An 18788-nucleotide genomic window follows, 5' to 3' on the forward strand; every position below is an offset into this window, starting at 1 on the left:
CCTGCTTGCAAAGGGGAAGGTCGAGGAAAAAAAAACGGGGCTTTGCTCCGTTTTTTTCTTTGTAGCGGCGCGCAGCATGTGCTTTGGTCGTCGGCGTATCGATAGCCCTGATCGTCGGCCAGCCGAGCTTGCTACCCGGTCTTTCGGGAAGCTGAAAGGCCCGGCTGTAGCCGCCGCCGCGGGCCGATACGGCTCCGCCGGCGCGCTGGCGGCGACAACTCGGCGCTTGAACGATCATCGTAGCCGCAAGCGCAATCTACTGCACGGCCAGACCGCCGCGAGTGCGGCAAACTCTCGCCTTTGCAGACGGGGAGACGGCTGATGTGGATTGGCGTGGCGTTTGCTCTGGCGGCGGGCATGCTGTGGGGCCTGGTATTCATCGGACCCTTGCTGCTTCCCGAGTATCCGGCAGCCTTGCAATCGTTCGGGCGCTACCTGGCCTTCGGTCTGGTGGCCATCCCGCTCGGCTGGCTCGACCGCGCCGAACTGGTGCGGCTGACGCGCGCCGACTGGGTCGAGGCGCTGAAGTTGGCGATTGTCGGCAACCTGCTCTACTACCTGTGCCTGGCCAGCGCCATTCAGCGCGCTGGCGGGCCGCTACCAACGATGATCATCGGCACGCTGCCGGTGGTCATCGCGGTCAGCGCCAATCGGCGCAATCGCCACCGTGACGGTCAGTTGCCGTGGCGGCGCTTGATGCCGTCCATGCTGATCATTGGCACCGGGATCGCCTGTGTCAATTACATCGAGCTGGCGGCGTTGGCCGGGCGCTCGGCGCTCGACCTCGAACGCTACGCCAGCGGCGCCTTACTGGCACTTTGCGCTGTCGTCTGCTGGACCTGGTACCCGTTGCGCAACGCCGACTGGCTGCGCGACCACCCCGAACGCAAGCCGCGCGCCTGGGCGACTGCCCAGGGCCTGGCGACGTTGCCGCTGGCGCTGGCCGGCTACCTGTCGCTGTGGGGCTGGCTGAGCGCCAGCGGCGATCCGCTGCCGATGCCCTTCGGCCCACGTCCCGAGACCTTCGTCGGGCTGATGGTCACGATCGGCCTGCTGGCGTCATGGCTGGGGACGCTATGCTGGAACGAGGCCAGCCAGCGCTTGCCGACGGCCTTCGTCGGGCAGCTGATTGTCTTCGAAACGCTTGCCGCGCTGGCTTACGCTTTCATCCTGCGCGGCCAATGGCCGGCGCCGATGACCCTGCTTGGCATCGGCCTGCTCGTTGCCGGCGTGCTGTGGGCGGTGCGCGTCAAGCCAGTCAGGATCGCCGGAACGCCGACCGGCAGGTCGTGACCGGCTGCTGAGTGGCTGGTAATACGCGCGTTCCCGATAGCAACGAGCACCCACCAAGGTTGGCTAGAGGCACTCAAAACTGTTTAGACGTCACTTACTCAATAAGTGCGTGCATCTTCGCATGGGGCGTGCTATCGTCGCTCCATGCTTACTCGACTTGCCCGCTACGAATTCAGCGAACGACTTGCCGACATCCTTGGCGAGTCGCGCCGCGACCTGCGTTTTCGCGTCACCCTGATGGTCACCAGCGGCCTCGTCGCCGCTGGCCCACGCGGCCGCGGCTCACCACCGGCGACGCCGCAGTACGCGGCGCAGCTGCTGCTCGGGGCGATGGCCGCTCCGCAACAGGCGCAGACCGTCGAGGCGATTCGTTGTTATGCCGACCTGCAGCCGGCGGCGGTCGCGCCGGGTGGCAATACGCCGCGCGTGCTGTTCGGTCCGGCGCTTGCCGCGGCCGCCGCCGACGAGCAACCCGCATCGGCGATCCGCCTGGACGGGCTGCGCTTCGGCGACGCGCTGGCGCGACTGCTCGAACTGACGTGCGCCGAAGAAACCCGGGCGATCGTCGCCGGCGAGCTGTTCGGCGTCTGGATCAATCGCGGTTGCCCGGTCGCGTCCTTGCAGTTCAGCGCCTGCTGGCATGGTCGCCGCGCCGTCTTCAGCCACACCTATGGCCTGGCCCCGGACGCAAGCCCGCCGGCCTGGCTTGACCCCGAACGTGGTGGAGTGGTCGACCCCGGCCTGTTCCACACCGTCTTCCTGCCGGTCCGCAAATTGCTTGAGATCGGCTGCCTTACCACCTTGTCAGATGACAGGAGTAGTCCAATGCTGAATAAACTGGGCCACAAAATGGCCGCCATTGCCAACATGGCAAAACTCGCCGCCAAGACACCGCACGGTAGTCGCTGGGAAAAACTGCTGACCACTCTGGCGTCGGTACAAGCCTGGTCCGAGCAGGTCGATTCGCAGGAGAACCGGCTGCGCGAAGTCAGCGACTTCGGCGCCAATCCGGGCGAACTGCGGATGTACACCTACCTCCCCGAAGGCCTGTCGGCCAAGGCACCACTGGTCGTCGTCCTGCATGGCTGCACGCAGAGCGCGGCTTCGTACAACAAGGGCAGCGGCTGGTCTACCTTGGCCGATCGCTACGGTTTCGCGCTGCTCTTCCCGCAGCAACAGTGGAACAACAATCCGCTGCGCTGCTTCAACTGGTTCCGTCCCGAAGACAACGAGCGCGAACGCGGCGAGCCGCAGTCGATCCGCCAGATGGTCGGCAAAATGGTCGCCGAGAACGGCGTCGACCCCGGCCGCGTCTTCGTCACCGGCACCTCATCGGGTGGCGCGATGACCGCCGTGATGCTGGCCAGTTATCCCGAGGTGTTCGCCGGCGGCGCGGTGATTGCCGGCGTACCCTACCGTACGGCCAAGGGTCTGCAGGAGGGACTGGAAAGCATCTTCCAGGGACGCTCGCAGTCACCGCAGGAATGGGGCGATCTGGTGCGCGCCGCGTCGTCGCACCAGGGGCCGTGGCCGAAGGTCTCGATCTGGCACGGCGACGCCGATACCGCCGTCAAGCCGGTCAACGCCGAAGAGCTGATCAAGCAATGGAGCGACGTGCACGGCATTGCTCTGCAACCAACGATCGAGATGCACGTCAATGGTTATCCGCGCCGGGTCTGGCAAGGCGCCGACGGCGAGGAGCTGATCGAGTCCTACACGATTACCGGCATGTCGCACGGCGCCGCGCTGGATCCCGGAGCCGAGCCGCATCAGTGTGGCACGGCGGCGCCTTTCTTCAACGCCGTCGGTATCTCGTCGACGCACCGCATTGCCGATTTCTGGGGTTTGCTCGCCGAACGTCCGGCCGCGTCGGCAGCTCCAGCCGCCGGCGCCAGCCGCGGCGCTGCCGCCAGCCGCGGCGCTGCCGCCAGGCCGGCGGCGAATGCCTCGGCCGCCGATCCGCTTGCCGAACCGGCGCGCGCTGGCACGCCGATTGACGCCCTTGAGCGGCCAGGTCGCGAGGAATCAGCGCGCCAACCCGATGACGCGCAGACCGCCGGCGGCGACCGGCAGCGGCGTGGCGGCGGCTCGCCATTGGGTCTCGACGTGCACGGCATCATTTCGGCGTCGTTGCAGGCGGCGGGTTTGCTCAAGGCTGGCAGCCGGCCGCGCAGCACTGCACCGCTGGGGATAGACGTTCCGGGAATCATTTCGACCGCCTTGGAAGCGGCCGGGGTGCTCAAGGGAGGTGGCCTGCGCGGCCAGCGCCCGGCGGCCGAGACTGCCGACGGGACGCTGCGCAACGCCGGCTGGGAAGGCGCCGGATGGGATCTGCTGCACGACGATCCGCGCGCTTTTCGCGGTGGCTCGATGCTCTACGGGAGCGCGTCGTCGGGTGATGCTGGTGCCGTTGGCGCCAGGGCGCAGTCGATATCGCGGCGCGTCGAACTGGGGCCGCGGCCCGAGCTTAGCTATGTCCGCCGACTCGACCTCAGTGCCGCGGTCAACGATTACACCAGCGCCAGCTTCAGGGTCCTGGTCGACGGCATCGTCGTCGATGAAGTCACGGCGATCGGCATGGTCCACCAGGAGAGCGAGTGGTTACGGCAAGCGGCGGTCGACCTGGCGCGCTTTGCCAACCGCACGGTGACGCTGACGCTCGAAGTCGCCGCGTATTCGAACATCTACAGCCCGGTGCATGCCAGGGCCTGGGTCGACCAGGTGACGATCAGCAACGCTGTCGATGTCGCGCACTGCTAGGTGTTGAGTGCTGAACTGCCTGCCTCCCTCGCGGCGCGGCCGCGGGGAGGGCAGGCAGTTTCAAGCGGTGGGCAGGTCAGCGGTTGGTGAACGCCGCCTTGCGTTTTTCGACAAACGCCGCCATGCCTTCTTTCTGATCGTCGAGCGCGAAAGCCGAATGGAAGGTCCGACGCTCGAACAACAGCCCTTCGCCGAGCGAGCTCTCGTACGAGCGATTGATGCATTCCTTGATCATCATCACCACCGGCAGCGAGAAGCTGGCGATGCGGGTGGCCGTCGACATCGCTTCTTCAAGCAGTTTGTCGGCCGGAACGACGCGCGAAACCAGGCCGGAACGTTCAGCTTCCTCGGCGTCGATGTTGCGCGAAGCGAGGCACATTTCCATCGCTTTGGCCTTGGAAATGGCGCGTGGCAGGCGTTGCGTGCCGCCGGCACCGGGAAGAATTCCCAGGCGCACTTCGGGCTGGCCGAACTGCGCCGTATCGGCGGCCAGGATGATGTCGCACATCATCGCCAGTTCGCAGCCACCGCCGAGCGCGTAGCCGGCGACGGCCGCGATTACCGGCTTGCGGCAATTCTTGACGCCTTCCCAGTTGCGGCTGATGAAGTCGCCCTTGTAGGCTTCCATGTACGTCAGTGACTGCATCACGGTGATGTCGGCGCCGGCGGCGAAGGCCTTGTCCGAGCCGGTGATGACGATCGCTCCGATGTTCTCGTCGGCTTCGTAGATGGCGAGTACCTCGCCCAGCTCGTTCATCAGGTCGTCGTTGAGCGCGTTCAGCTGCTTCGGACGGTTAAGGGTGATCAGGCCGACTTTTCCACGGACTTCGGCGATGATGTTTTCGTAGCTCATAAAGGTGAATCTCCAGGCTGGAAATAGATGATATTCGAGCACCCGGCAAGGACGCGGGTGCTCCTGCTGCTGCACTCGGCAGCGGCGTCGCGCCGGGCGCGGCCGCTATCATGAACGATTTTCGGCGCCACCGCTGCCCCGGCGTCGGCAATCGTTGCCGGCAATAGGCTTCCACAAGTGGCGCGGCCGGCCTGGACGATTGACGTCTGGCCGGCCGCGCCGTTCGTAGGGGATCAGAAAGGCGCCGTCAGAGGCGCTGTCGATCCCCGCTCCCCCCCTTGCTCAGGAAATGTCCATCTGGAACTTGACCGGCCCGCGCGCGGCTTTGCCGTTGGCGTCGGTGAATTCGCCGGTAACCGGTGCTTTCTTGCCGTAAGGGCTGGTCAGGATGGCGACGTGACCACCGAAGAAGGCGACCGACTCGAGCCCGTTCCAACCTTCGAGGAACCTGTTGCCGGCGGTGGCGCAAGCCGGCGTCACGAGGTCGTCCTTGATCGCGTAGTTCTGGTACCAGGGCACCTTCATGTCGATCAGGCTCTTGATGTTCAGCGGCTGGTCGAAGAGTTTCACCGGCAGGCTGCCATCTTCGGCAATCGGTTCCTGGAAGGTGTGCGAGCTCATGTTGGCGATTGCCAGCGGCAGGTGCACACGCTCCTTGAGCAGCCAGCGGAACAGCGCAGCGGGTGTCTTACCCGGGTTCATGCCGGTGGCGCGCTGCAGCGAAGCCTGATCGAGAACCTTGACCAGCGGCGTTTCGCGGTCGATGGCGACAAAGCGCATGCCGAGGCTCAGCAGGAAGCCGTTGGCGACCTTGTTGCCGCTCGGCAGGGTGGTGGTGATGAAATCGTGGTGCATCGTCGGCATGCCGCTGATCGCATCGCTGTAGGTGCCGTCGACCGGCGTCACGTTGGTGATCAAGGCGTCGCAGACGTCCTGCAGCTTGCCCGAAAGGATGTTCATCAAGCTGATGTAGCCACCCTGGCAGGTTCCGTTCAGCGTCACTTTCTTGCCGTCGTTCAGTTCCATGACCTTGGCGCAGAGCTCGCGAGTCTGCTCACAGTCCTGCTCGGGGGTCATCGTCTGGACTTTTTCGACCGACATGATGTCCTTGACGACGCGAACGTAGGTCGGGATGCCCTCGTTGGCGAAGGAGTGACTGTAGCTCTTGTTCTCGAAAGGCAGGAAGGCCAGGATGTGCACTCCGAGCATGTACGGCGGCACGAGAACGACCGGCTTGAGATCCTTGCGAACCTCGACGCCTTCTTTCAGCGGCATCACCTGGTAGAGGTCGAAGGCGTCGGTTTCGTGCACCAGCTTGTAGTTGGGCGTTTCGAAATGGAAACCGAACTCGGCGCCGATGGCCTCGATCTGCTCATTGAAGTTGGCGACCGCTTCCATGATCTCGGCTTCCCGGCGCATGTAGCCACCAAGCTTCTCACCGTCGGCCTTGAGAATCGTGTTGAGGTAGGCGCGCGTCCCTTCTTCGATCTGGTCGAAGGCGTAGTCGGCCATTTTTTCCTGCATGCCGGCGCTTCCCTTGCGGGCCATGCTGACGTTATGTTCCATGACCTCGAAGGCTTCCAGCATGCTCAGCGGATTGTCGCGCGCGGCGGTCATGGCGATATGGGCGGCAATGAACATGTTGTCGTTGAACTCGCCGACTTCGCGGTTCGAAGCGCGCATCATCGCCAGCATGTAGCGCCACCAGCTCGTCGTGAAGTCCGGCATTTCTCTTAACAGTGAGTACATTTTTCAACCTCCAATAATTGACATGAGTCAAAAAGGGCCGGCCCAACAGGGCGACCCACGATTACCTGGGTTTCGCGGCGAGTTCGCCTACTCATGAACTCTCCGCGAGAAACGAGTCGAGCATTGCTGCGAGTTGAACGACCCCGGCAACCTCCGATGGGCCGGCGTTTGGGCCGCCTGGGTGGGTGTCATTCCGCAGCGCACAATTCATTCTACTCTTCTGCGCTGCATTTGTTCACCCCCTGAGCCCTTATGGGAAATATTATTCTGCAGCTCGGCGAGGCCACCCAAAGATGAGCGTTCTGAAGGCTGCTGATGGCTCGCAGCGCACTCGGAGGGAGCTTGTGGCGAGCGCCGTGTGCCGTTTTTGGTCGCTTCTTTCGGGCATCCCCCTTGACGTTGTATAGTATGTCTATGTTGCGCTGCGGTGAGGTGGGCGGTCCACCGGCAGGCAATCGCTGTCGCTTCTGCCCTTGGCCCGCAGCGGCACCGACGATGGCCTGCGAGTGATCGCCCGACCGCGCCCTGACAGTCTAGACGCGCCGGCCAGCGGATGCCGGGGCGAAAGATCCGGCAGCGGCGAAGAATCCAGAAAAGCGCGAAGGGTGCGCCTTGCCAGGGCGCCAGTACACCATGAAGCAGTGGCGCCGACGACCATCGACGTCGCGCACTGCACCGCACGGGAGGATAGAAATGCTGCAACTTGCAAGGCTAGTCAAACACCACGCGCAGTTTCGACCCGATCAGGTCGCGGTCGTTTTCGAGCAAGAGCGCCTGACCTGGCAACAATTTTCGGCGCGCGTCACCCAGTGCGCCCGCCTGCTGCGCTGGCTCGGTGTGCGCAAGGGCGACCGCGTCGCGACCGCTCTGTCGAACTGCCGGGAATTGCTCGAAGTCTACTGGGCCGTGCCGTCGCTGGGTGCGGTGCTGGTACCGCTGAGCCCGCTGCTGATGCCCTCCGGGCTGGCCAGCCTGCTGCGCGATTCCGGGGCCAACTGCCTGATCACGCAGCGTTCGCTGGCGCCGCTGCTCGACGAGGCACGGCAGGAGCTGCCCGGGTTGGCCGCCAATCACGTGCTGATGGTCGACGGCGCCAGCGGCGATTACCCCGACTACACGGCGCTGCTCAAGACCTGTCCGGAAGGCGACGTCGTTGCGCCGACGATGGCCGCCGACGATCTCTTCAACATCATGTACACCAGCGGCACCACCGGCCTGCCGAAAGGCATCATGCACAGCCATTTCGTGCGCTCGATCTACGGCACGCTGTTTGCGTCGGCGTGGCGGATGACCCCCGAGTCGGTCGTCCTGCACACCGGCGCGATCGTCTTCAATGGCGCTTTCGTGACCCTCATGCCGTGTTTCTACCTCGGCGCGCGCTACGTCCTGCAGCGCCAGTTCGACGCCGAAGAGGCGATCGAAATCATCGCCCGCGAGCGCGTCACGCACACCATGATGGTGCCGGCGCAGATCATCGCCATCCTCAACGCGGCGAACTTCTCGCCCGAAAAGCTCGCCTCGCTGCAGATGATCCTGTCGCTCGGCGCGCCCCTGTACCAGGAGCACAAGGACCAGCTCAACAGCCTGCTGCCCGACCGTTTCTACGAACTGTACGGCCTTACCGAGGGTTTCTGGACGATCCTCGACAAGACCCAGTCGGCGCGCAAGTCGGGTTCGGTTGGCTCGCCGCCGTGCTTCTACGAAATGCGCATCGTCCGTACCGACGGCAGCGACGCGCCGCGCGGCGAAGTTGGCGAGATCGTCGGCCGCGGGCCGTCGCTGATGGGCGGCTACTACGGTCGCCCCGACCTCACCGCCGAGGCGCTGCGCGACGGCTGGCTATTCACCGGCGACCTCGGCTACACCGACGGCGAGGGCTACCTGTACCTGGTCGACCGCAAGAAGGACATGATCGACAGCGGCGGCGTCAAGATCTACCCGCGCGACGTCGAAGAAGTCGCCGTCCGCCACCCGGCGGTCCGCGAAGTCGCCGTCTTCGGCGTCGCGCACGAAAAATGGGGCGAAACGCCGGTCGCCGCGGTGATCCTGCACGCCGACGCGACGATCAGCGCCGACCAGTTGCGCGACTGGATCAACGACCGCGTCGGCGCCCGCTACCAGCGGCTACACGCCCTGCAGATCATGGACGACTTCCCGCGCAACGCCGCCGGCAAGACGCTGAAGCGCGAGATGCGCGACGCGTATCAGGCAACGGAGGAGGGCGACGGCTGAGCGCCGTTGGCGAGAGCGGCGTCCGGGCAACGCCTTGGCCGGCGCCATGACCGAGTGATGTGGGCAGACGGTCAGGCGGCAAGCTCGGCTGCCTGTCGGTGGCCGCTGTGCCGGATTCTCGCCGAACAGCGGCTGTCGGCCAGACTAGAGCTGCCGCGGGCCATATCGGCGGGCGTCGCTTTCGAGCATCCGGGATTCCCCGCATACGAGACTTTTATCGCAGCCCGGCCGCGGGGCTTCTTGGCACTTGTCGGTCAAGTCGACGGCTGACCCAGTAGTTCCCGCCGTAGCGAGTGAAATCTTTCCAGCACCTCGTCGTCTCCGTGGCCCATCTCGCCGAGCAGGACAACGTAGTTGCGCATTGCGGTCTGCGAATTCGGATGCTCCGCACCCAGGCTTGCAACGACGATGGCCAGCGCCCGGCGCATGAGCGGCTCAGCCTCGGCTAGGCGCTTGGTGTCCTGGAGCAATTGCGCCAGGTTGTTGAGGTCCCGGGAAACATCGGGATGCTCGGCGCCGAAACTTTGCTCGTCGATTGCCAGCGCCCGGCGCATGAGCGGCTCGGCCTCGGCTAGGCGCTTGGTGGCATGGAGCAATCCCGCCAGGTTGTTGAGGTCGATGGCAACGTGGGGATGTTCGGCGCCCAAGCTCCTCTCGTCGATGGCCAGCGCCCGGCGCATGAGCGGCTCGGCCTCGGCCAGGCGCTTGGTGGTTTTGAGCAATTGCGCCAGGTTGTTGAGGTCGATGGCAACGTCGGGATGCTCGACGCCGAAGCTTTCCTCGTCGATGGCCAGCGCCCGGCGCATGAGCGGCTCGGCCTCGGCCAGGCGCTTGGTGGCGTGGAGCAATGCCGCCAGGTTGTTGACGTCGCGGGCGACGTGGGGATGCTCGGCGCCGAAGCTTTGCTCGTCGATGGCCAGCGCCCGGCGCATGAGCGGCTCGGCGTCGGCGAAGCGGTTGGTGTCCTGGAGCAAGTGCGCCAGGTTGTTGAGGTCGCGGGCGACGTTGGGATGCTCAGCGCCAAAGCTTTGCTCGTCGATGGCCAGCGCGCGGCGCATGAGCGGCTCGGCGTCGGCCAGGCGGTTGGTGGCCTGGAGCAATTGCGCCAGGTTGTTGAGGTCGCGGGCCACGTCGGGATGCTCGGCGCCGAGGCTTTGCTCGTCGATCGCCAGCGCCCGGCGCATGAGCGGCTCGGCCTCGGCGTGCAGGGCCTTGTTGAGTAGCAAGAGTCCGGCCTGATTCATGAGCCTCGCGGTCGGCGCGGCGATGCCCGCCTCATCGCCATGGCCGGCGACGGCACGGGCGTGCGGCAGCAGCGGATCGAGCACCGGCCAATCCCGCACGTCTCGCGGATCGCCGACGAAGGCGTCGTTGATCCAGCCAAGCGCTTCGCCGAGCGTCGCCGCCGCCGCGCCACGACGCGTCACCTCCTGCACCAGGCGATGCACGGTGAAGCTCGCCGTCTCGTCGGCGCGGGTCACCAGCGAGTACGACTCCAGCTCCGCTAGGGCGGCGTAGGCATCGTCCTCTGCCGCAGCCCCCGCTGCCGCCACGTCCAGCAAAGATTCCGGAATCGGCGCGGCCGCCAGCCAGGCCAGCCGGCGCAGCAGCCGCCGCGCCGGCTCGCCGAGCTGCTCGAAGGAAGTCTGCCAGGTGACCGCGACGCTCCTGGGATACTTCATCAGGCGCGCGTCGTGCCACGCGAGCACCTTGTCGCGCTGGCCACGCCATTCCAGCAGATAGCCGGCCAGAGTGAGGCGGCGCTGCGCGATGTAGGCGGCGGCCTGTTCCAGGGCCAGCGCGAGCCCGCCCAGTTCCGCGGCCAGGCTGCGGGCCTGGGCGGCATCGTCGGCCTGCTGGCGGCGCCGCGCGTCAGTGCGCGCCAGCAGGAACGCGACCGCGGCGGGCTCCTCCAGCACGTCGAGCGGTAGCGCCTCGACGCCGCCGCTCCAGTTGCTCAAGCGGCTGGTGATGAGCACGTGCCCGCCGGGAACTTGCGGCAGCAGCGCTTCGACGGTCTGCGCGGCGGCTTCCGTATCGACGTTGTCCACGATCAGCAGCCAGCCGGGATTGCGCTGCAGCCAGGTGAGCACGGCGCTGACCTGCGCGGCTTCCTGCGTCACCCGATTTTCCGGCAGGTCGAGGAGCGCCGGCGCACACAAGGCGGCCAGGTTACGCGACAGTGTTTCGGCGCCGTCGGCGCCGACCAGGAGCAATGCGCTGTAGTCATCGACGTGCCGCCAGGCGTACTCGACGGCCAGCCGCGTCTTGCCCACCCCGCCGAGTCCGTGCAGCGCTCTGCCGACGATCGCGCTGGCGCCGGTCGCCAGGGCATTCGTCAGGCTGATGCACAAGTCGTCGAGCATGGCGGCGCGTCCCTTGAAGAGATCGCCGAGGCTGGGGTAGGGCAGGTGGATGACGCGCCGCGCCAATCCCGCGGCGACGAAGAGGTCGAAGAGCCTGGAGCGCAGGACCTCGATCGCCAGGAGCTCGGGGCTGGTGAAGCGGGGGCCGGGATAACGTTCCACCGCGGCCAGGCGCTGCAAATGCGCGTCCTGGGCGGCACGCTGTTCGGCGATCATTTGGTACCCCTCACCCCGCGGCGCGCCGTCCGCGGGCGCGGCGATGATCAGCGGCTTGCCGTGGTACAGCGCCAGCCACGCCTCCCACTGAGTGTAGGAAAGCGCTGGCGCGCCGGGCTGCAGGAAGGGAAGCAGCGGCGGCAGCTTCTCGCCGAGGTCAGGATAGCGACTGCGGATCAGCGTCAGCGACGGCGCCAACGCCAGCGCCCCGGTCATGTCGCCGACCAGATGGATGACCGCAGCGCAGTGCCGGATGTAGTCGTCCAGCAGGTCGAGCGTCGCGCTGCCGCTGACGATGAAATCCTCCTGCACGGCCACCGAGACATTCGGGCGCGTGAGCTCGTGGCGCAGCACGTCGCGGTAACCGCGGAATTCAGCGCTGACGGCCGAGAGGAAGAGCTGTAGGTGGGCCATGGTCGGGTTCCCTGGGTTGCTGGTCCTTATTCGTTCATCGCCCATCGCATCGACGCTGCAAGCGCGGGCGTCGATGCCATCGCGGACGTCGCTCGCGAGGAACTGGCCGCATTATCAGGGTATGACCGACAGACGTCGAGAAGTCCCCCAAGCCGATCGTCACCTCGAGATCGCGCACTGATTACCTTCGACGGGTGACCGCTAACTGAAGAACACTATTCACCCTTTGCGACCCTGATCAGCCCTTGGAATTTGAGGAAACGAACGGTCGAGCGCTTTGTCAATGGCAAGCGCTTGCCAAGCTAGCCGCCTATAGCCGGGACGGTCCTTACTTTTCCCTGGGTACGCAGACTTGCTTCAACGCCGTAGAAAAGCGGCAGGCCAATACTTCTTTCCCTTTTCTTTCGGCGGTGTTCTGCAAACTTCTCAGGTACTCTGGACCTACCTCGATAATCGGCCGCCAGTCCTCGAGCGGCAGCCAGTCAACAAGACTGTCCAACATCTGTGATTCTAGAGCCGCCCCAAGTAAAGGGCGGTCTCTAAACAACCATGCCGCACGGCGACGTTTCTCAGCCAGAGAAAGTTGGGAAGCGGACAGCGCCGACAATGCTTCCGCTAGCCAATGAGGAAAAATGCCCTCCGCCTTCATGGCGCGCAAGACCTCTGGTTTGAAGTCGAGGAGTGCGTTGACGAAAGCCTGGCGCTCGGCATTCCAGTGCGTGTCGGCAAAAGAGCCCATTGCGCGACCCCTCTCCGGGTAGACCCGATTGACGGAATCTTCCAGTGGCGGCGGGGCGCCAAGGCACGCCAGCGGTTCCATGCCCTTGCACTGACCAAGCAGCGCGGCCATCGCCGGATGGGTTTTCTGCAAAGCACGTAGCGTGGCCGCTTGTCCGTTGTCTGCCGCAAAGCGAAATAGCGCCGGTGGCGTTTCACGGCAGGTACCCAATGATTCGTTGCCGCCCAGCCAATAGTGCTCGCCATCGTTGGTATCGCGAATCAGCATCATGCGTCCAGGGAAAGGCAGGCCTTCCTGAAAGACTGAATTAATCTGCTCGCCAGATAATCGCCAAATCGACGTCGTGTAGACACCGTCGGCACATGGCGTAAATCGCTGAGAGCCTTCAAAGCTGTCGTCTTCAACGGACAACCTTCCTCCCGCGTGGCCTCCCCAGGTGAGCACGGCACAATTCTGCTCGCCTGGAATTGCGACGGCCACTACCCCTTCGATAGAGACGGGCTCGCGTTCCTTAATTGGCAGTGAGTGCAAACCCGCCAGTTTTCGCCGCCACGCGGCAGTCGGCCGAAAGGCGCATTGCCGTTCTTCCAGTACGAAGCGCCCGGCCGCCACAGCCAATGGTGGTTCTACCCAAGCGCGGCTCAATACGGTTTGCCGAATCTCGTCTGGCATTTCGTACCAACACGACGCTTCCATGGCGTATGGCCGCTCCGGCGATGTTGCGGCAGTAGTCAAGGGCAGCGCTTTTTCGATGATCAAACGATCAACGCAGTAGTAGTTCGAGTCATCGACCACGGGTCGGAACAGCAGCTCATGGCTTCTCGGGCCCCATTCGGGGAGGATGGACACTATCTTCGGCCAGAATGCATCGATAAGTTCCGCACTGTTTCTGTCGATCCACCAGCGCAGTTCCTCGCTGCTCGGTCGATAGCCAAGCTCTAGCAAAGTCAAGCGATGGACCTGTGGTACGAACATCCACAATCTTCCCTGCATAGCATTCGGAAGAGGGGGGCGTAAGAGCGCCAGCAGTTCTCCCCATGCGGCGGCGAGCTCTGGGTCGTTTTCCTGCTGATCAAACGAATGTGCGTCCAAGAGCACCGCCGTCAACAGAGCCTCTGGCTCGCGAACCGGCAAATCGCCCCAGCGAGCCATCGCCACCGCACGATCTCTCGCTGGTAAATGAGACAACCATTGCCACCACATCGAGAGTACCTGCTCGTCCTTGAATGCTTCCTGCAATGCCAATGCCGGTATGCGCTCGAGAAGCGTGTAGGTGTCTGATTCATTCGCCGAGCGGTATAGGTTTTTACTTAATACCTTCGCAAGCACAGCGGTAGTGAAAGCAGCGTCGTTCCACGGGCGACGTATCCGCAGCCGGAATAGGCGATCCACCTCGTCGACCGAATCGACCTGAGCGATCAAGGAGAGAAAAATGGGGTTTGGCAAGCGTCGATCGGCGATCTCGAAGTCCTCGTCCAGCGAATCAACCCTGGCCCTGAGTACCCGCTCCGGGTCCTCCGCCGTCAACGCGCGAATCAGGCGTGCATTGCCGGCGACGAGCGCATCATCCAAGAGAAGTTGGCGATTTTTTCCTGCCGGTACGGGTACGCGTGCGGTGATCAGTTGCTTAAGGCTCTCGTCCGAGTTGTTGGCCAAGGCCGCTTTCCAGGCTCGGTATACGCCCGACCGATGTGCATCGCGAACGCCAGGCTTCCTGACCAGAAGGTCAAAAACCGCCTGCTGCCGGTAGATAAGCGCCAGTTCAAGCGCGTCGTGCTCGCCCTCTTGCAAAGGATCGGCACCGTTGGCAAGTAGCCAGGTGGCCGTATCGACCATCCCTGCGCGGATGACGTGATGCAACAGGGTGCCGCCATGGCGCATGGCGTTCATATCGGCACCCAGCTCCTTCTGTTGTTGCAGCCAAGCAAGCAGCATCGCCTCGTCATCGTCGCCATCGACAACAAACCCCGGAGGTGCGTGGTGCTCCCAGCCCCCCTCCGGTGGCTGGGTTTGAGGAAGGGATAGCAGAGCCTCAAACGCGGCAATGGTGGCTTGATTTTCCGCAGCACACGCCGGCCGGGCCAATAGCAGGCTCATGCTGGCCACCACTAGCGCCAGCCCAAACAAGGCCGCGCGTTTGCGACCATCCGAAGAGGTAAGATTCATATTCCATGAATCATAAACCTTGCAAAGCACTTTCCGATAGCGACGTAGAAAACCGGCGGCGAAACGCCGCTTGCGATCAAAGTGGCGGGGCCAAAAGGTATTTTTAAGATGTCCTTGCACGGCCGTCATGCAGAAAGCGCTTGCGTCTGTTTTCCGGGTAGAACGTTGCACACCCGTTCATCGCCATTGGCGCCGCCGAGCATTTTCCAGACGCTGCAATCTGTTTCGACCGCTGCCACGCCCTTGTTCGTGCGGCGCTTGTCTCTGACGATTCCGCGAACCCCAGAACGACTTTTGCCGGCAGACGCTGATCGTCCTGGCGCAGAACAAGCCGATTATCCCGCGCGAACTCGATCTCGCCGAAGCCGAGCGCGATCGCCACAAGCTCGATCTCTGGCGACCGCAGCTGGCCAGCCTGCGGCAGCGGGTGGCGCACGCCGACGACAGCCAAATGGCGCTCGCTAGTGACATCCGGAACGCCGCGCTCGAGGCTTATGCAATAGCCAAGGTCTTCGGCAAGGGTGCTGGGCTCGATGCCTTGAAGGAAGCGATTGCAGTTCGCAGCAGCCGCAAGCCTAAACCGACCGCGGTCGCCGCTCGCTGAGCGCCGCAGCAGCCCTCGCGCTCGGCGCGCAAGGCTCGGAGCTTCAGGCGCAAAGCTCCGAGCTTCGGCGGCAAGCCTCAGAGGCTTGGCCGCAAGCTTCTGAACCTCGGTGTGCAAGCGTCAAAGCCTTGGCCGCAAAGCAAAAAGTCTTGCGCGCAAAGCGTCGATCCTTGGACCAGATGAAAAATAGCCTCGAGCGCAAGCTTCGCGACCTTGCGCGCAAGGCTCTGAGCTTCGCGCGCAAGGATAAAAGCCTTGAGATGCGAGCCTCGCCGCCTTGCGCGCAAGTCTTTTTGCCTTGCGCGCGAAGCTCAGAGCCTTGCCGGGACACGTCGCCATGACGCCGATCGAGCTAAAAGCTTCGCCGCTACGCTTCTCGGGCTGGCGAAAGCAGAATAAAGGCTTGCGGGCCAGCCTTTTTGCCTTGCGCGTGAAGTTCAAAGCCTTGCCGGGACACTTCGCCGTGCCGCCGATCGAGCAGCGAGCTTCGCCGCCAGGCTTCTCGGGCCAACGAGCGCCGATCAAAGGCTCGCCCGAAGTGCAAAGAGGCTTGCCGATCGAGCAAAAAGCCTCGCGCACGCCGATCCGAACTATCAGCACCAGCGCCAAGACGCGCTCGTCACGCAGAATCACCGGGCGAACTCGCCGCCAGGCATCGCGATCCTGGCGCTCAGCGCGACCGTTCCGAGGCCTTGCTCGCGGCGCTGCCGTCCGGCCCGCGTGGCGGCATGGTCGAGATTCGTGCCGCACGCTGCAAGCTCGGCGAGGGCACTCTCGGCCAGTGCCTGGTGTTCACGCATCCGCAGGCGCCAGGCGCAGCTTTTGCCGTCGAAGGCTCCCCGTCGCGCTTCGCCAGCGCCGCGAGCAGCCGAGCTCCGTTAAAATGTCACGATGACCACATACACATCAATCGCCCCCCTCTCCGACAACCGTCACCTACAGGCGCTAGCGCGATGACTCTAGCCGAAAAACGCCGGCAAAAGACGCTCGCCAGGAAACGCAAAGGCCACGGCGCCGGCAAGCCTACGCCGCGATCTCGCGAAGCTCGGCCGGTGCCGCAGGCGGCGCTTTTGCCGATCCATGCGGCTCTCGTGACCCGGGATCTCTTTGCCAAGGGAATCGGCATGGTCGTGCTCGCACGCGCGCTCGCCAACGGCGACGTGGCGCTGGCGGCTTTTATCGTGGACGTCTATTGTCTGGGCGTCAAAAGTGCCCGCTTCAGCGTCGTTTCACCAGACCAGTGGGCGGCCCTGGTGCAGCCCTTCGACCTCGAAGATCTCGATCCAGCCTGCCTGCGCCAGCTGATCGAGGGCGCGGTCGCCTACGCCAGAGATCTTGGCTTCGCAGCGCCTGCCGAATACGCCGCTGCCGCCGCGCTTTTCGGCAACATCGACGCCGCCGCGTGTCCGCGGCACTACACCTACGGCAAGGATGGCAAGCCGCTGTATGTGAGTGGCGCTGAAGACACGCCAGCGCAGTCGCAACACATCCTGGAAACGCTGAGCAGGCGGCTGGGTGCGCAAGGCTTCCACTTCCAGACCGCTGTGCACCATGCGCAGGCGAGCCTTGGCGGTAAGCTGGTGGGGCCGGTGACGCTGTGCAGCTACGAAATCACCGACCAGCCAATTGCCGACGCCGCCTTCGATCGACTGCCCGCCGAGGTGCAGGAACAAATCAACGCGCTCTACCCCAGGGTCATGAAGAGCCGCCCAAGCGCGGCGCTGGCCGAGGTGCGAGTGCTGATCACGCAGCATCCCGAAATTACCCAGCTGCACAACTACCTGTACGCGGCTTACCACAACATGGGTGAGCACGCCGAGGCGGCGCGCGTCGTCGAGGAGACGGTGCGGCGTTTTCCCGATTATCTGTTCGGCCGTATCGCCTGGGCCGAAAGCTGTCTGAAACGCGGCGAAGCGGCGAAGATCGCCGAGATCTTCGAGAACAAGTTCGATCTCGGACTGCTCTACCCCGAGCGCGTGCGCTTCCACGTCACGGAGGCATTGGGCTTCCACAGTATCGTCGCGCGCTACTTTCACGCCCAGGGCGAGCACGAGCTGGCGCAGAAATCCTATGAGCTGATGTGCGAAATTGACCCCAGGCACCCGAACACCAGGCTGGTCGCTGCTGTCCTGCACCCATCACTCCTTGGCGCGTGGCTGCGAAAACGGCTGCTGCAGCCGTGAAAGCCCGGGGCGCGCGCCTTGTTCGGCCATGGCTAGCGCCTTGCGCCTGCCCGCCGCGGGGGCGTTCTCGGGAGAGGGGATGAAAGCACGGCCACTGACTGACCGAGCCGCGGCATGACCACCGGTCTGCATCGTCACTTTGCAACACGGCCGCTCGTCGCCCGGCTGGATCGATGGCGCTTGCCGGTGGTGTTCTAGCAGCTGCTGACGCGGCTTACCGAACGCGGCCTTACCCACACCTGGCGTGCCTGCACGCCGCCACCACCTGGCGCTGGCCTCCGAGCTGATGGGGGAGCTCCGCGCTCTGGTTGTCGACGCGGTGATTCTCAAACGGCTGCACCGTAAGTGCATCGTGGCAAGCGACTTCGTCGGCGGTGCCGCCGGCGAAGCCTGCCGAATTGGTCTGCGCGTGCGCAAGGCCTACCTCGTCGAGCTCGAAGCCAAGCTGCCGAGCGAGGTGAGCCATCCGCTGGGCGGGCCGGGCGGCGACTACCGGCGGGCGATGCGTGCGCAGGTCGCGCACTGGATCCAGGTCCTGCAAGGCGAGGCGCCGGTGTATCGGCCTTTCCTGCCGCGCTGATATGCGACTCTGGGTGATTGCCTACGACATCGCCGACGACCGGCGGCGGCGCGAGCTCGCGCGACTGCTCGGCCGGCAGGCCGAGCGCGTGCAGGAGAGTGTCTTCGAAGGCTGGTTCGGCGGCGCTGAGGTGAATGCGCTGCTCGCCGAAGTGGCGGCGCTGATCGAACCGGGCGTCGACGCCGTCCGCGCCTATCCGCTGGCGATGCGCCATCCTTCCCGGCGCGCAATGCTCGGTGAGCAACCGGGCGCCGCGCTGCCGGCCGATTACTGGATTGCCTGATGCGCGGGGCAGGCGAGTTCACGGTGATCTGCTTCGACATCGCCGACAATCGTCGGCGGCGGCGCGCCGTGCGCGTGCTCGAGTCATTTGCCTACCGCGCGCAGGAGAGCGTCTTCGAGGGCTATCTCGATGCTCGCGAACGGCTGCGCCTGAAAGTCGCGCTGGCGACGGCGATCAAGGCCAGCGAAGATCGCCTGGCGATTTACGTCCTGGCGCCGACCGACCGCGCCGACGTGGTCTCGCTGGGCCACGGCCTGCCGGCCGAAGATTTCCAGGACGTGCTGCTCTGAGAGTGGGTAGTATCGGAATGGCGCCGCCACCCGTCCGGTGGCGCTGCTTGATTCATCCCC

The 18788-nt window shown here is 64.5% G+C and carries 14 protein-coding genes; 7 read left to right on the forward strand and 7 right to left on the reverse strand.

All coding sequences use genetic code 11. The features are described 5' to 3' along the window. The first annotated feature begins 321 nt into the window (after nucleotides 1–321). Together QZ656_RS02060 and QZ656_RS02065 are read left to right on the forward strand one after the other, a co-directional pair. Entirely contained in the window at nucleotides 322–1293 is a 972-nt protein-coding gene (locus QZ656_RS02060) for a DMT family transporter (RefSeq protein WP_291991818.1), read from the forward strand. A 144-nt stretch (nucleotides 1294–1437) separates the two neighbouring features. Continuing rightward, the gene (locus QZ656_RS02065; protein ID WP_291991819.1) at nucleotides 1438–4053 is read left to right on the forward strand and encodes a PHB depolymerase family esterase; all 2616 of its coding nucleotides are present in this window, start codon (nucleotides 1438–1440) and stop codon (nucleotides 4051–4053) included. A 76-nt stretch (nucleotides 4054–4129) separates the two neighbouring features. Here QZ656_RS02065 and QZ656_RS02070 read toward each other — a convergent pair whose 3' ends face one another. Together QZ656_RS02070 and QZ656_RS02075 are read right to left on the reverse strand one after the other, a co-directional pair. Next, entirely contained in the window at nucleotides 4130–4906 is a 777-nt protein-coding gene (locus tag QZ656_RS02070; protein WP_291991820.1) for an enoyl-CoA hydratase, read from the reverse strand. A gap of 282 nt (nucleotides 4907–5188) precedes the next feature. Then, nucleotides 5189–6655: a metal transporter gene (locus tag QZ656_RS02075; protein ID WP_291991821.1), complete on the reverse strand. Its 1467-nt coding sequence runs from the start codon at nucleotides 6653–6655 to the stop codon at nucleotides 5189–5191. 693 nt (nucleotides 6656–7348) lie between these two features. Here QZ656_RS02075 and QZ656_RS02080 point away from each other — a divergent pair. Beyond that, entirely contained in the window at nucleotides 7349–8887 is a 1539-nt protein-coding gene (locus QZ656_RS02080; protein ID WP_291991822.1) for an AMP-binding protein, read from the forward strand. A gap of 254 nt (nucleotides 8888–9141) precedes the next feature. Here the strand turns inward: QZ656_RS02080 and QZ656_RS02085 are convergent, their stop codons facing one another. From QZ656_RS02085 to QZ656_RS02105, 5 genes are all read right to left on the reverse strand, one after another. Beyond that, nucleotides 9142–11883: a tetratricopeptide repeat protein gene (locus QZ656_RS02085; protein ID WP_291991823.1), complete on the reverse strand. Its 2742-nt coding sequence runs from the start codon at nucleotides 11881–11883 to the stop codon at nucleotides 9142–9144. A gap of 328 nt (nucleotides 11884–12211) precedes the next feature. Continuing rightward, nucleotides 12212–14917, reverse strand: coding sequence for a hypothetical protein (locus QZ656_RS02090; RefSeq protein ID WP_291991824.1), 2706 nt, complete (start codon nucleotides 14915–14917; stop codon nucleotides 12212–12214). Next, nucleotides 14892–15509: a hypothetical protein gene (locus tag QZ656_RS02095; protein WP_291991825.1), complete on the reverse strand. Its 618-nt coding sequence runs from the start codon at nucleotides 15507–15509 to the stop codon at nucleotides 14892–14894. The genes QZ656_RS02090 and QZ656_RS02095 overlap by 26 nt, the downstream gene beginning before the upstream one ends. A 3-nt stretch (nucleotides 15510–15512) precedes the next feature. Next, nucleotides 15513–16001 carry a hypothetical protein gene (locus QZ656_RS02100; protein ID WP_291991826.1) on the reverse strand — a complete coding sequence of 163 codons (489 nt, stop codon included), beginning with the start codon at nucleotides 15999–16001 and terminating at the stop codon, nucleotides 15513–15515. Between the two features lie 20 nt (nucleotides 16002–16021). Continuing rightward, a complete protein-coding gene (locus tag QZ656_RS02105) occupies nucleotides 16022–16192 on the reverse strand; it encodes a hypothetical protein (RefSeq protein ID WP_291991827.1) in 171 nt (56 codons plus the stop codon). Nucleotides 16193–16345: 153 nt separating this feature from the next. Between QZ656_RS02105 and QZ656_RS02110 the strand changes: the two genes are divergently transcribed. From QZ656_RS02110 to cas2 (QZ656_RS02125), 4 genes are all read left to right on the forward strand, one after another. Then, nucleotides 16346–17575: a hypothetical protein gene (locus QZ656_RS02110; RefSeq protein WP_291991828.1), complete on the forward strand. Its 1230-nt coding sequence runs from the start codon at nucleotides 16346–16348 to the stop codon at nucleotides 17573–17575. Between the two features lie 244 nt (nucleotides 17576–17819). Then, nucleotides 17820–18155: a CRISPR-associated endonuclease Cas1 gene (locus tag QZ656_RS02115; RefSeq protein ID WP_291991829.1), complete on the forward strand. Its 336-nt coding sequence runs from the start codon at nucleotides 17820–17822 to the stop codon at nucleotides 18153–18155. A 13-nt stretch (nucleotides 18156–18168) separates the two neighbouring features. Beyond that, nucleotides 18169–18438: a CRISPR-associated endonuclease Cas2 gene (gene cas2 / locus QZ656_RS02120; protein WP_291991830.1), complete on the forward strand. Its 270-nt coding sequence runs from the start codon at nucleotides 18169–18171 to the stop codon at nucleotides 18436–18438. Continuing rightward, on the forward strand, nucleotides 18438–18728 hold the full coding sequence (gene cas2, locus QZ656_RS02125; protein ID WP_291991831.1) for a CRISPR-associated endonuclease Cas2: 291 nt from the start codon (nucleotides 18438–18440) through the stop codon (nucleotides 18726–18728). Before cas2 (QZ656_RS02120) ends, cas2 (QZ656_RS02125) begins: the two co-directional genes overlap by 1 nt. Nucleotides 18729–18788: the final 60 nt, after the last annotated feature.

Origin of the sequence: Candidatus Accumulibacter sp. ACC003, from assembly GCF_907163085.1 — a bacterium.
Classification (GTDB): domain Bacteria; phylum Pseudomonadota; class Gammaproteobacteria; order Burkholderiales; family Rhodocyclaceae; genus Accumulibacter.

Bases quoted from the DNA above. Each gene is read 5' to 3' on its own strand.
- QZ656_RS02065 (WP_291991819.1), top strand. From the start codon at position 1,438: ATGCTTACTCGACTTGCCCGCTACGAATTCAGCGAACGACTTGCCGAC.
- QZ656_RS02110 (WP_291991828.1), top strand. From the start codon at position 16,346: ATGACTCTAGCCGAAAAACGCCGGCAAAAGACGCTCGCCAGGAAACGC.
- cas2 (WP_291991831.1), top strand. From the start codon at position 18,438: ATGCGCGGGGCAGGCGAGTTCACGGTGATCTGCTTCGACATCGCCGAC.
- QZ656_RS02075 (WP_291991821.1), bottom strand. From the start codon at position 6,655: ATGTACTCACTGTTAAGAGAAATGCCGGACTTCACGACGAGCTGGTGG.
- QZ656_RS02070 (WP_291991820.1), bottom strand. From the start codon at position 4,906: ATGAGCTACGAAAACATCATCGCCGAAGTCCGTGGAAAAGTCGGCCTG.
- QZ656_RS02060 (WP_291991818.1), top strand. From the start codon at position 322: ATGTGGATTGGCGTGGCGTTTGCTCTGGCGGCGGGCATGCTGTGGGGC.
- QZ656_RS02080 (WP_291991822.1), top strand. From the start codon at position 7,349: ATGCTGCAACTTGCAAGGCTAGTCAAACACCACGCGCAGTTTCGACCC.
- QZ656_RS02105 (WP_291991827.1), bottom strand. From the start codon at position 16,192: ATGCGTGAACACCAGGCACTGGCCGAGAGTGCCCTCGCCGAGCTTGCA.
- QZ656_RS02085 (WP_291991823.1), bottom strand. From the start codon at position 11,883: ATGGCCCACCTACAGCTCTTCCTCTCGGCCGTCAGCGCTGAATTCCGC.
- QZ656_RS02090 (WP_291991824.1), bottom strand. From the start codon at position 14,917: ATGACGGCCGTGCAAGGACATCTTAAAAATACCTTTTGGCCCCGCCAC.